The organism is Robiginitalea aestuariiviva (assembly GCF_029537735.1).
GTDB classification, from domain to species: Bacteria; Bacteroidota; Bacteroidia; order Flavobacteriales; family Flavobacteriaceae; genus Robiginitalea; species Robiginitalea aestuariiviva.
The window spans coordinates 1,225,324-1,238,178 of sequence record NZ_JARPUQ010000001.1 but is presented as its reverse complement, the minus strand read 5'-3'; the positions used below and the strand labels follow the sequence as shown (position 1 = coordinate 1,238,178).

13 protein-coding genes are annotated in these 12,855 nt (G+C 55.6%); 6 read left to right on the top strand and 7 right to left on the bottom strand.

The genetic code is table 11. From position 1 onward, the window contains the following. Window positions 1–51: 51 nt before the first annotated feature. Window positions 52–1,062, top strand: coding sequence for an NAD-dependent epimerase/dehydratase family protein (locus OZ410_RS05530; RefSeq protein WP_277706923.1), 1,011 nt, complete (start codon window positions 52–54; stop codon window positions 1,060–1,062). A 6-nt stretch (window positions 1,063–1,068) separates the two neighbouring features. On the opposite strand, the gene OZ410_RS05525 is transcribed toward OZ410_RS05530, so the two are convergent. The 3 genes from OZ410_RS05525 to OZ410_RS05515 are packed head-to-tail and all read right to left on the bottom strand — an operon-like array spanning window position 1,069 to window position 3,516. Then, on the bottom strand, window positions 1,069–1,452 hold the full coding sequence (locus tag OZ410_RS05525) for a DUF4296 domain-containing protein (RefSeq protein WP_277706922.1): 384 nt from the start codon (window positions 1,450–1,452) through the stop codon (window positions 1,069–1,071). After that, on the bottom strand, window positions 1,452–2,786 hold the full coding sequence (locus tag OZ410_RS05520) for a dihydroorotase (protein WP_277706921.1): 1,335 nt from the start codon (window positions 2,784–2,786) through the stop codon (window positions 1,452–1,454). The genes OZ410_RS05525 and OZ410_RS05520 overlap by 1 nt, the downstream gene beginning before the upstream one ends. Window position 2,787: 1 nt before the next feature. Further along, window positions 2,788–3,516, bottom strand: a complete 729-nt coding sequence (locus OZ410_RS05515) for a polyprenol monophosphomannose synthase (protein WP_277706920.1) — start codon at window positions 3,514–3,516, stop codon at window positions 2,788–2,790. A gap of 128 nt (window positions 3,517–3,644) precedes the next feature. On the opposite strand from OZ410_RS05515, the gene OZ410_RS05510 reads away from it, so the two are divergent. From OZ410_RS05510 to OZ410_RS05500, 3 genes are read left to right on the top strand one after another with little or no spacing between them, the layout of a single operon-like run. Next, a complete protein-coding gene (locus OZ410_RS05510; RefSeq protein ID WP_277706919.1) occupies window positions 3,645–5,309 on the top strand; it encodes an ArnT family glycosyltransferase in 1,665 nt (554 codons plus the stop codon). Continuing rightward, a complete protein-coding gene (locus tag OZ410_RS05505) occupies window positions 5,309–5,968 on the top strand; it encodes a DUF4271 domain-containing protein (RefSeq protein ID WP_277706918.1) in 660 nt (219 codons plus the stop codon). The genes OZ410_RS05510 and OZ410_RS05505 overlap by 1 nt, the downstream gene beginning before the upstream one ends. A gap of 5 nt (window positions 5,969–5,973) precedes the next feature. Continuing rightward, a complete protein-coding gene (locus OZ410_RS05500; RefSeq protein WP_277706917.1) occupies window positions 5,974–6,720 on the top strand; it encodes a uroporphyrinogen-III synthase in 747 nt (248 codons plus the stop codon). 65 nt (window positions 6,721–6,785) lie between these two features. Here the strand turns inward: OZ410_RS05500 and pckA are convergent, their stop codons facing one another. Continuing rightward, complete coding sequence (gene pckA, locus OZ410_RS05495) at window positions 6,786–8,402, bottom strand: phosphoenolpyruvate carboxykinase (ATP) (protein ID WP_277706916.1); 1,617 nt, start codon at window positions 8,400–8,402, stop codon at window positions 6,786–6,788. 65 nt (window positions 8,403–8,467) lie between these two features. After that, window positions 8,468–8,857 carry a DUF423 domain-containing protein gene (locus OZ410_RS05490; protein WP_277706915.1) on the bottom strand — a complete coding sequence of 130 codons (390 nt, stop codon included), beginning with the start codon at window positions 8,855–8,857 and terminating at the stop codon, window positions 8,468–8,470. 70 nt (window positions 8,858–8,927) lie between these two features. Here OZ410_RS05490 and OZ410_RS05485 point away from each other — a divergent pair, with 70 nt between their 5' ends. Both OZ410_RS05485 and OZ410_RS05480 read left to right on the top strand, forming a co-directional pair. Beyond that, a complete protein-coding gene (locus OZ410_RS05485) occupies window positions 8,928–10,301 on the top strand; it encodes a saccharopine dehydrogenase family protein (RefSeq protein ID WP_277706914.1) in 1,374 nt (457 codons plus the stop codon). A 45-nt stretch (window positions 10,302–10,346) separates the two neighbouring features. Beyond that, on the top strand, window positions 10,347–10,817 hold the full coding sequence (locus OZ410_RS05480; protein ID WP_277706913.1) for an Lrp/AsnC ligand binding domain-containing protein: 471 nt from the start codon (window positions 10,347–10,349) through the stop codon (window positions 10,815–10,817). Window positions 10,818–10,826: 9 nt separating this feature from the next. On the opposite strand, the gene OZ410_RS05475 is transcribed toward OZ410_RS05480, so the two are convergent. Beyond that, complete coding sequence (locus OZ410_RS05475) at window positions 10,827–11,522, bottom strand: zinc metallopeptidase (protein WP_277706912.1); 696 nt, start codon at window positions 11,520–11,522, stop codon at window positions 10,827–10,829. A 107-nt stretch (window positions 11,523–11,629) separates the two neighbouring features. Beyond that, on the bottom strand, window positions 11,630–12,733 hold the full coding sequence (ald, locus tag OZ410_RS05470; protein WP_277706911.1) for an alanine dehydrogenase: 1,104 nt from the start codon (window positions 12,731–12,733) through the stop codon (window positions 11,630–11,632). Window positions 12,734–12,855 lie beyond the last annotated feature (122 nt).

Sequence of the window (12,855 nt, the reverse complement as noted above, 5' to 3'; positions counted from 1 at the left end):
CCGGGCGGCTTCTGCCCCGAATATGCCGCTGGGATTCCCTAATTTTGCGACATGGTCTTCGTAACGGGCGCAACAGGTTTGGTGGGCAGTTATCTGGTCTGGGAATTGCTGGGCCGCAATACCCGGGTCCGGGCAATCTGCCGCAGTGCTTCCGCACGGGAGCGCGTGTTGGCGCACTGGCGTCGCGAACATCCCGGGGAAGCCGGCCGGGAAGCCCTGCTGGAATGGGTGGAAGGAGACATCCTGGACCTTCCCTTCCTGGAAACCGCTATGGCAGGGGTGCATACCGTCTACCATTGTGCCGGCCTGGTATCCTTTGACCCGTCACGGGAAGACGCCCTGCTCAAAACCAACTGGGAAGGGACCCGGAATATGGTAAACACCTGTCTGGGGCTGGGGGTGAAAACCTTCTGCCATGTGAGTTCGATTTCTACCGTAGCCGGAACTACGCCTCCCCTGACCGAATCCGATACCTGGGACCCGGCCCGCACCAACGTGTACGCTACCAGCAAATACCTGGCGGAGATGGAGGTATGGCGTGGTGGGCAGGAAGGCTTACAAACCGTCATTGTAAACCCCGGGGTGATTTTCGGTCCGGGGTTTTGGGACACGGGCAGCAACCTCTTTTTCAGCCGCACGGCCTCGGGTATGCGATACTACCCCCCGGGGGGAACCGGGTTTATCGGGATCCGGGATGTGGTGGCCTGTATGGTTGGGCTCACTACCGGGGGCCACTACGGGCAGCGGTATATTCTGATATCGGAGAACCTGACCTATAAGGCCGTGATCGATCACATTGCCGAAGGCCTGGGGGTTGCGCCCCCCAAACAGATACTGCACCCGTGGCAACTGGAAATCCTGTGGCGTCTGGACTGGTTGCGCACCCGGATAACCGGGCGGGAGCGCCGGCTGAGCAAACGAACGGCACGGGGGCTGGGCCAACCCAAAGCCTTCAGCGCTGCCCGGGTGGAAGCCACCCTGGGCTATCGCTTCCAACCTGTTCAGGAGGTGATTGACAACTGTCTGAAAGCCTTTAAGCGCGATCGGGGGGTGCGCTCATAAACCCAATTACTCCGGAGATTCCTCTCCTTCCTTTTCCGGGTCATTGGCCCCCTGGATTACCTTGGTAATACTGTCCTTCTCCCGGATCAGCCGGGCCTCAACCGTTTCATAGATTTTCTGGTATACTACGGGCCTGGAGGCGTAATAGAGGTCGCTTTGGGTAAACTGCAGGCTATCGATCCCGTATTTCTCGTAGATAAAGGGCATGACCTGTATCCCATTCCGTTTGAGGACCCCGGGATAACTGCTATTGATGGATTCCACAATGGCAATATCATACAGGATTTCGCTCATTTGCTCCTCGGGAATCAGGTTCTCCGGGGGTTCGATCAGGGCTTCCCCGCATCCCCAGCAGGCTAAAAACAGTATGGTGTAAAGACTGTGGCGCATCAGCGGTTGAATTCAAGTCGCATGGCAGCCCGGATATCGGACACCTTGCCGTTTTCATAGGCCAGATGGCCATTTACAAAGGTATACATCACCCGCGACTGGAAGGTCTGCCCCTCAAAGGGCGACCATCCGCATTTGTACAGGACATTCTCCCGGGACACGGCCCAGGGCAGGTCGGTTCGTACGGCGGTGAGGTCTGCGTAATAGCCTTCGCGCAAGTATCCGCGACGGTCTACATTGAACAGGATGGCCGGGTTATGGCACATCTTTTCCACGATCTTGGGCAGGGGGATCACCCCTTCCCGGTATTTCTCGAGCAGGGCCGGCAACACATGCTGCACCAGGGGCCCTCCGGACGGGCAACTCGGATAGGGGTTGGCCTTCTCCTCCAGGGTATGGGGGGCATGGTCCGTGGCCAGCACATCAATGCGGTCGTCCAGGACCGCCTCCCAGAGCTGGCTGCGATCCTCTGGGGATTTCACGGCCGGGTTCCACTTGATAAAGGCCCCCTTGGAGGCGTAATCCGCATCGGAAAACCAAAGGTGGTGTACACAGGCCTCTGCCGTGATCTTTTTCTCAGAGAGGGGTATATCGTTTCGGAACAAGGCCGTTTCCCTCCCGGTGGAAAGGTGGAAAACATGCAGGCGTGCCCCGGTTTCCTCGGCCAGGGCAATAGCGCGGCTGGAAGACAGGTAGCAGGCTTCCGCACTGCGGATTTCAGGGTGGCATTGGATCGGGATCTGCTCCCCGTATTGCTCGGTATACCGCAGCATGTTGGCCCGGATGGTAGCCTCGTCTTCACAGTGGGCACAGATCACCAGGGAAGTGCTCCGGAAGATCTTTTCCAGCACCTCAAGATCGTCCACCAGCATGTTCCCGGTAGAAGATCCCAGGAAGAGTTTAATCCCGGAAGTGGCTTTGGGGTCCAGGCGTTTGATTTCCTCCAGGTTATCGTTGGTGCCGCCCAGGGGAAAGGCGTAATTGGCATAGGCAGAACGGGCTGCCATGGCAAACTTCTCCTCCAGTTTTTCGAGCGTAGTGGTCTGGGGGTTGGTGTTGGGCTGCTCCATAAAGGAGGTGACCCCCCCGGCCACGGCCGCCCGGCTTTCCGAGCGGATGTCGCCCTTATGGGTTAGTCCGGGTTCCCTGAAATGCACCTGGTCATCAATCAGGCCCGGTAACAGGAAATGCCCGGCAAGGTCAATGACCCGCGCCTGGGGGTCCGAGATATCCCGGTCGATGCGGTGGATGAACCGGCCCTCGATCAAAAGGTCGGACTCAAACACCTGCCCTTCATTGACCAACCTGGCATTTTTCAGCAGTATACGCGACATATCAGAAACCGTTTTTCTTGAATAAACTCCTCATTTTCATTCCCAGCACCCCAAACACCGCTTCCCACACAATGGTCTTACTCATTTTGGACTGCCCTTTCTCCCGGTCCGTAAAAACAATGGAGACTTCCTGCAGGCGAAAGCCTTTCTTGTACGCCCGGTATTTCATTTCGATTTGGAAGGCATAGCCCACAAAGCGAACCTGGTCCAGGTCCAGGGCCTGTAACACCTTGCGGTTATAACAGACAAATCCGGCGGTAGGGTCGTGTACCCGCATCCCGGTAATCAGTTTCACGTAAAAGGATGCCCCGTACGACAGCAGCATCCGGTGCAGGGGCCAGTTCACCACATTTACCCCCTTTTTGTACCGGGAGCCGATGGACATATCTGCCCCGTCCAGGCAGGCCCGGTGCAGCCGTGGCAAATCCGTGGGACGGTGGGAGAAGTCTGCATCCATCTCAAAGATATAGGGGTATTCCCGCTCCAGGGCCCATTTAAAGCCATGAATGTAAGCGGTGCCCAACCCGGTTTTGCCTTTCCGTCGCTCCAGGTGCAGCCGGCCGGGGTATTCTTCCTGCAATTCCATGACCCGCTGTGCCGTGCCGTCCGGGGAATCGTCATCTACAATAAGGACATCATAGGCCCTGGGCAGGTCAAAGACGGCACGGATAATGGCTTCGATATTTTCGATTTCATTATAGGTCGGGATGATCACCAAGCCTTCTGCCATGCCTTACGGATTTGGTAGCAAAAATACCATTTTTCATTGGGCCGAAGTCAAGAAGCTGCCATTTTGTAGCCCCTTCCGCGGCTGGTGCATGGGCATATTTTGTACCTTTGGCGGCAATTCCGGTGCCTATGAGACCACATCTTCCGCGGGTACTGCTTTGGGGCCTCGTGGGCCTGCTGGGCCTGAATCTGCTGCAGGCTTCCCTGACCGAACTCCTCTACGACGAGGCCTACTACTGGTATTACGCCCAACAGCCCGCCTGGGGTTACTTTGACCATCCGCCCATGGTGGCCTGGATGATCTGGGCCGGCAGCCAGCTGTTTAGCGGGGAGCTTGGCGTACGCCTGCTCAGCACCTTTATGGGTATTGGCACCCTCTGCTTGTTATGGAGCCTGATAGATGCTCCGGGAAAACACAAACGGGCAGGGGCACTGCTGCTGTGGTTCCTGTCCATCGTATTGCTGCAAGCCTATGGCTTTCTAGCCCTGCCGGACACCCCCCTGCTTTTCTTTACCGCCCTCTTCCTCTGGGTTTATCGCAAATTCCTGCAGGACCCCGGGCCCCTGCAGGCCCTTTTTCTGGGGCTGGCTATGGCCGGGCTTATGTACAGCAAGTACCACGCAGCCCTGGTGATCCTTTTCACCCTGGCGTCTAACCCCGGGCTGCTGCGCAACCGCTGGGCCTGGATGGCCCTGGCTGTGTCCCTGACCGCCTATGCCCCCCACCTGGGGTGGTTGTACCAGCAGGATTTCGTCACGGTCCGGTACCACTTGTTTGAGCGACCCAACCAACCCTACAACTTTGCCAAATTTACGGCCGGGTATTTCCTGAACCTCATCGCCCTTTTCGGGCTTACCTTCCCATGGGTGTATGCGGCCCTGTACCGCCACCGGGGTACGGACCGCTTTCAGAAGGCCCTGCAATACATGGCCTGGGGGATTTTAATCTTCTTTTTTGTCTCCAGTTTCCAGCGAAGGATACAGACCCAGTGGCTCATTGCCTGCTGCATCCCCCTGGCGCTGATTGTAGGGCAACAGCTGGCCAAACAACCCGCCTGGGGCAAATGGTTTTTGCGCGCTGCCATAGCCAACCTGGTTATCCTGTTCTGGCTGCGGCTGGGGCTGGCCTACGAGCCCCTGTTCCCCGTGCATTTTGAGGCCCACGGGAACCGGGCCTGGGTGGAGCGCCTACTGAAAACGGCAGACGGGGCCGAAGTGGTCTTCGAAAACTCCTATCGCCAGGCCTCCATGTACAGTTTCTACAGCGGCAGGCCCTCCTTTTCCATGAATAACGACCACTACCGCAAAAACCAGTACTCCATAGACGATTCCGAGGCGTATATGCAGGGGAGACGGGTCTTCTACGCCCCGGTTGTTCCCCGGGAAGGCCCATACTGGTATCTGGACGACCGCGGGCAGCGGAAATACGGCACGTTTATGGACCCCTTCCAAAGCCTGAGAAAGCTGGAGGCCTGGGTAGACCAGGGAGACCCGCTAACTCTTTCAGGCACACACGATTTCCGGGTGCGCAACCCCTATGCCGCAGCCGTTGCGGCAGATTCCCTGCAGTATGGCCTGGCCCTGCTGGACCCTTACAAACGGATCATCCGGTCCATCCCGGTGCAGCCCATCGAATGGGAGGAAGGCCGCCTGATCCAACCCTCGGACACCCTGCAATTCCAGTTTGAAATGCCCAAAGGGGTTACGGACCAGGCTGCTTACCTGAGGGCTGTGGTTCGTCTGCCGGGGCTGCATTGGGGGCTGAATGGCATGCCGCAAAAACTGGAACCCTGATGGAAGCCATACAACGTCAAATGGTCACTGCAGACTGGATGAGCCTGATTGTCCTGCTAAGCCTGCTTTGCCTGGTTTTTGCCAAAGCACTTTCCTATAACCGGTTCCTGAACTTCCTGATTCTTCCATTCAACAATAAATACCTGATCCTCAATAATAAAAAAGGGAAATTGCACAGTGGGTTCCATATTTCCATGAGCCTCTTCCAGCTCATGAACCTGTCCCTTTTCGGGTATTTTGCCATCCTGGCGCTGGTTCCGGCCGCCAGTCGGTGGGACGGTTTGTTTGTCTTCTGGATGGTACTGGGCGGGCTTCTGGCTTTTACCCTGGTCAAGGCCGGGATACAACTCCTGGGCGGCTACCTGTTTGAGGCGCAGACAGCCGTAAGTTTTTTGATTTTTCAGAAGTGGAGCTATTTCAATTACAGCAGCCTGTGTCTTTTTCTGGCAAACCTCTTGTTAATTTACTTGTGGCCGCAGGCTAAAGCGCTACTTTTTGCAGGATTTATCCTAATGCTGGTGGTCAATATTATCGGTGCAATCAACATCCTGAAAATGCACCAAATGTTCGTATCCACGCGCTTTTTCTATTTTATTTTGTACCTTTGCGCACTTGAAATTGCGCCATTATTGATTATTTATAATCTGGTAAACGCTTGAAGGGTATGAAGGTAAAGACGATTTTGGTTTCACAGCCGGAACCGAAAATGGAGAACAGTCCCTATTTGAAGCTCATTGAGAAGGAGAAGGTCAAGGTGGACTTCCGCCCCTTCATCCATGTGGAAGGGGTAGATGCCAAATCCGTCCGTCAGCAGAAGATCGACCTCTCGAAATATACGGCCATTATCCTGACCAGCCGGAATTCCGTAGATCACTTTTTCCGCATTGCAGACGAGATGCGCTTCAAGGTGCCGGATACCATGAAATACTTCTGTCAGTCCGAGGCCGTGGCGTACTACCTGCAGAAATATGTGGTTTACCGCAAGCGGAAGATCTATGTGGGAAAACGCAATTTTGTAGACCTGCAGCCCCTCTTTAAGAAATACAAGGACGAGGTATACCTGTTACCCTCTTCGGACGTGTTAAAACCGCAGGTGCCCGAAACCCTGGACGCGGCCGGCATTAACTGGACCCGCGGTATTTTCTACAAAACCGTTATTAGCGACCTGTCCGACCTGCGGGACGTGTACTACGACATCCTGGTCTTTTTCAGCCCCTCCGGCATCGAATCCCTGCTGAAAAACTTCCCGGACTTTGAACAAAACAACACCCGGATTGCCGTCTTCGGTAATTCCACGGTAAACGCGGCCACGGATGCCGGGCTTCGCATCGATATCCAGGCCCCTACGCCGGAGACCCCGTCCATGACCATGGCCCTTCAGAAATACATCAACGAGGTCAATAAGAAATAACCGCAGCCAGCCTCTGTGGTATTAAAAAAGGGCTTCCCGGATCCGTCCGGGAAGCCCTTTTTATTTTAGAAGGCGTAGCGCTGTGGGCCGCCGCGACGGATTTCCTCGCTGGCATAGGCTTCAAACTTCTTGAAGTTCTCCCGGAAAGCGTTGGTAAGCTTAAACGCCGTTTTATAATACGCCTCATCGTTGTTCCAGGTAGCCCGGGGGCTCAGGACCTGGGTAGGCACGCCCGGGCACTGCCGGGGCTGGGCCACCCCAAAGACGGAATGGATGTGGTAGGTGTCGTAGGTATAGAGCCCGAGATCGCCGTTCAGGGCCGCATGAATCATGGCGCGTGTATACTTGAGCTTCATCCGGGTACCTACCCCGTAAGGGCCGCCAGTCCACCCGGTATTGACCAGCCAGACGTTGGTGCCGGACTCTTTCATCTTCCGGCTCAGCATTTCGGCATACACGGTGGGGTGAAGCGGCATAAAGGGCGCCCCGAAACAAGCCGAGAAGGAAGGTACAGGTTCGTCTACCCCGGCCTCCGTTCCGGCTACCTTGGCGGTGTACCCGGAAATAAAGTGATAGGCAGCCTGGGCAGGGGTCAGGCGCGAAATGGGGGGCAACACGCCAAAGGCATCCGCGGTAAGGAAGAAGATATGCTTCGGGTTATGCCCGATAGAGGGTTCCTCCCGGTTATCGATGTGGTACAACGGATAGCTAACGCGGGTGTTTTGAGTGATGGAGGTGTCCTCAAAATCTACCTTCCCCGCCTTGTCCATAATCACATTCTCGAGAATAGCGCCTTTGCGGATAGCCTTATAGATTTCCGGTTCATTTTCCGCGCTCAGGTTAATCACCTTGGCATAACATCCCCCTTCGAAATTAAAAACCGTATCCTCGGCCGTCCACCCGTGCTCGTCATCGCCGATGAGCTTGCGCACGGGATCCGTGGAGAGGGTAGTCTTCCCGGTACCGGAAAGGCCAAAAAAGATTGCCGTTTCCCCGTCTTCCCCCACATTGGCAGAACAGTGCATGGGCAGGGTATTCTTGTAGACCGGGAGGATAAAATTCAATGCCGAAAAAATACCCTTTTTGATCTCGCCCGTATACCCGGTTCCCCCGATCAGGGCCACTTTCCGTGTAAAATTCAGGATGGCAAAATTGTGCTGTCGGGTCCCGTCCACAGCCGGGTCGGCTTTAAAGCCAGGGGCATTTACCACCACCCATTCTTCCTGAAAGCCCTCCAGTTCTTCCGCTGTGGGGCGGATAAACATATTGTAGGCAAACTGGTTGGACCAGGGATACTCGTTAATGACCCGGATGCCCATGCGATAGTTGGGGTCTGCACAGGCAAAGCAGTCGCGGACAAAAACCTCACGCCCTTCCAGGTACGCCACCACCTTGTTGTAAAGGCGGTCAAAGGCATCGGGTTGAAACGGGAGGTTAACCGGCCCCCACCAGACCTTATCCTCTGTGATGTTGTCCCGGACAATAAATCGGTCCTGGGGCGAACGCCCGGTAAATTCCCCGGTATTCACCGCAAGGGCGCCGGAATCGGCTTCCTGTCCCATCCCCTTTTCCAGGGTGATGCGGTGCAGGGCATCGGCTGGCAACTGATAGTGAACCTGCCCGGCTGAAATCCCATAGGGTTCCAGCGAAATCGTTTTCGTATCCGAAGCGGATGAACTCATAACTTGGTTTTTAATGGTGCAAATTTCTCAAAAATATTGGGTAGCCGGAAGGGAATTCCGGCAAATTATCGGCGAATAGCAACCAGGGCCCTATAGAGGACCCAACCCCATCCAACCAGCAACAAACCGCCCCCCAAGGGGGTAACCAGGGCAATGCTGCCAAAGTCCAGGCCGGTGAGGGTCTGGGTACTGAGGGCATAGATGGAAAAGGAAAAGCATACCACCCCCGCCGTGACCAACCCAAAGACGAGTTTCCGGTGGCGTCCGGTTAACCATTTTTGAGACCCCAGGACCAGCAGGAACAAGGCGTGGTACATCTGATACTGCACTCCCGTCTGAAAGCTCCCGAGGGCAGCTTCCGTAAGGCTTTCCCGCAAGGCATGGGAACCCAGGGCCCCCAGGGCTACTGCGGTCAATCCGAAAAAAGCGCCAACAGCCCAGATTGTTTTGTTCATAACTGTTCGGATATATTTTTTTACAAATGTAACAATTGATATTTTTGATCTCAGCCAAATCCCAAGTAATATGCCAAGACGCATCCTGGTTATCGGCGCGGGCAAATCCGCCACCTACCTGCTGCACCACCTGCTGGAAGAATCCCGCAGGGAAGACCTTCAAATCACCATAGCCGATAAGAACACGGAACACCTGCCCGAATCGGTGGCCAAACACGAGCGCAGTGAAATCCGGGGGCTGGATATCGGCAATGCAGAAGAACGCAGGGCCGCCGTGCAGGCAACAGACCTGGTGATTTCTATGCTGCCCCCCACCCTGCACCTGGAGGTGGCCAAAGACTGCCTGGCCTTTGGCAAAAACCTGATCACAGCCTCCTACATTAGCCCGGGCATGCGCGAACTGGATGCAGAGGTACGGAAAAAGGGCCTGGTCTTTATGAATGAGATGGGCCTGGACCCTGGCATTGACCACATGAGTGCCATGCAGGTGATTGACCGCATCAAGGCCAGGGGAGGAAAGATGTTGCTCTTTGAATCCTTTACCGGCGGGCTGGTGGCCCCGGAGAGCGACACCAACCTCTGGAATTACAAGTTTACCTGGAACCCGCGGAACGTAGTCCTGGCCGGGCAGGGCGGGGCGGCCAAATTCATTCAGGAAGGCACCTACAAGTACATTCCCTACCACAAACTGTTTCGTCGTACGGAATTCCTGGAAATCCAGGATTACGGCACCTTTGAGGCCTACGCCAACCGGGATTCCCTGAGCTATCGCAAGGCCTATGGGCTGGAAGACGCGCTTACCCTATACCGGGGCACCATGCGCCGGGTAGGCTTTTCCAGGGCCTGGAACATCTTTGTGCAACTGGGAATGACGGACGACAGCTACCGCATCGAAAACTCCCGGGGCATGTCTTACCGGGAATTCGTAAACCTCTTCCTGCCCTATTCCCCGACAGATTCCGTGGAACTCAAACTGCGGCACTACCTCAAAATTGACCAGGACGACATTATCTGGGGCAAGCTCCTGGAGCTCCATCTCTTTGATGCGGGCCGGAAGATCCGGCAGGAAGATGCCACCCCGGCCCAGGTCCTGCAGGAAATCCTGGAGGCCAGCTGGACCCTGGGGCCGGAGGAAAAGGACATGATTGTGATGTACCACAAATTCGGGTACCTGCTAAACGGGAAAAAGCACCAGCTGGATTCCAATATGGTGGTCCTGGGAGAAGACCGTCGCCTTACGGCCATGGCCAAGACCGTGGGGCTGCCGGTAGCCATAGGCGCCCTGCTGATCCTGAACGGGAAGGTAAGCCAGCCCGGGGCACAAATCCCCATCCGCGAGGAGGTCTACCAGCCGGTTTTGGAAGGGCTAAAAAAGCAGGGGATCGCCTTCCGGGAATACGAGGTTCCCTACCTGGGGTACAACCCGGATTCTGTAGCCAGCTGAACTACGGCGTAATGTGCTATCTTTAACGGGTAAACCGCCCCAGACATGAAAGGAAACAAGGACGCCCTCCAGATTGACGGGATTGACAAAAAAATCCTGCGCTACCTGATGGAAGACGCCCGGAAACCCATCCTGGAAATTGCCCGGCATATTGGCATTTCAGGGGCGGCTATCCACCAACGCCTGCGCAAGCTCGAAAAATCCGGCCTGCTGGCCGGCTCCAAGTTTATGGTAAACCCCAAAGCCCTGGGCTATACCACTATGGCCTATATTGGCATCTTCCTGGACAAGGCCATGAGCAATCCCTATGCGGTGAAAGAGCTGGAAAAAATCCCGGAAGTGCTGGAATGCCACTACACCACGGGAAATTGGTCTATCCTGATCAAGGTGCTGTGTAAAGACAATGAACACCTGATGCACCTGCTCAACAAAAAAATCCAGCAAATTGAAGGAGTGTCCCGAACGGAAACCTTCATTTCGCTGGATCAGCAAATTGACCGGCAGATCGCAATCTGAGCGGGAAACCTAATCCCGCCCGCCAAGGACCTGCATCCCCCAGTACACCAGGGTAGCCAGGGAGCCAATGGCCGCTACCACGTAGGTGCGGGCCGCCCACTTCAGGGCGTCCTCGGACCCCTTGTATTCCTGAGGCGTGAGCATGTTGTTGTGTTTAAGCCAGGCCAGGGCGCGGTTACTGGCATCGTATTCCACAGGCAGGGTCACGAAGCTGAAGAGGGTGGCAAAACCCATCATCCCCAACCCGGCAACAGCCACCCAGAAGCCTAGCCCGGCCCCGGAGGCAGCCCCCAGCACAATCCCGCCGATAACCACCCACATGGACAGCCCGGAGGTAACACTCACCACAGGCACCAGTTTGGAGCGCATGGTGAGCCACTCATAGGCCTGGGCGTGTTGTACGGCATGGCCGCATTCGTGGGCCGCAACGGCCGCTGCCGCCGCGTTGCGCTGGTGGTACACCCCTTCGCTCAGGTTCACAGTTTTATTTCTGGGGTTGTAATGGTCTGTGAGCATCCCGGGGGTGCTCACCACCTTCACATCCCGGATCCCGTGGTCCTGCAACATTTTTTCGGCGATCTCCGCCCCGCTCATCCCGTTTTGCAAATGCACCTTGGAGTAATGGCGGAATTTGTTTTTCAGGCGGGAGCTCACCAGCCAGCTTATCAGGGCAATGGCCCCGATCAGTATATAATATCCCATCATGGTTTATGCGCTTTTGAATTAAATGTACGGGAATTATAGCAAAAATCCGGCCATACCAGCCGGATCTCATTTTTGCGGAAAAGAGCGGAAAAACTGGCAGCCCCTTGTCAGATGGTTGCGAGTTCGGATAAATCAAAGGCCTCGGCAATTTCCGGGTATACGACTTCCCCCTTAACGATGTTCAGGCCTTTCTGCAGGGAGGCATCTTCTGCACAGGCGCGCTCCCAGCCCTTTTCGGCCAATGCCAGCACGTAGGGCAGGGTCACATTGGTCAGGGCCAGGGTGGACGTATAGGGAACAGCCCCGGGCATGTTGGCCACGCAATAGTGCACCACGTCGTCCACAATAAAGATGGGGTCTTCGTGGGTAGTGGGCCGGGAGGTTTCCACACAGCCGCCCTGGTCTACCGCCACATCTACAATCACGGCACCCGGGTGCATGAGTTTGAGCATATCCAGGCGGATCAGCTTGGGGGCGCGCGCGCCTTTGAGCAGTACCCCACCTACTACGAGATCGTGGGTTTGCAGGTGCTTGCGCAGGTTGTATTCGTTGGAATATTCGGTTACCACGTGGTTGGGCATCACGTCATTCACGTACCGAAGGCGTTTCATGTTTACATCCATGATGGTTACGTGGGCCCCCAGGCCCGCTGCCATTTTGGCCGCCTGTATCCCCACGGTACCCGCGCCCAGGACCAGCACCTTACCGGGCGGCACGCCAGGCACCCCGCCCAGCAGCACCCCCTTGCCCTTTTTGGGCTTTTCCAGGTATTTGGCCCCCTGTTGGATGGCCATGCGCCCGGCCACCTCGCTCATAGGGGTCAGCAGGGGCAGGCTGCCATCTTCATCCTCAACGGTTTCGTAGGCAATGCAAACCCCCTTGCGGTCGATCATGGCCTGGGTCAGTTCCTCACTGGAAGCAAAATGAAAATAGGTAAAGATTACCTGCCCCTTCTGCACCAGGTGGTATTCCTCTGCAATGGGCTCCTTTACCTTCACGATCATATCGCTCAGGGTATACACCTGCCCAATGGTATCCAGAATGTGCGCCCCCACAGCCTTATAATCTATATCCTGGAACCCACTGCCAACGCCGGCCCCGGATTGTACATGTACCGTATGGCCTTTTTGTACGAGTTCAAATACGCCCGCCGGGGTCATCCCCACGCGGCTTTCATTGTTCTTGATTTCCTTTGGAATACCGATTACCATGATGTTTTTGTTTAGCGGTTGGTGTAAAATTGGTCGAAAGTAATACTTTTTGGTATTATACTCGTTAAAAGTAGGGGGTATGTCGATGAATTATTAAATATATACAAGTATACCCCCTATTT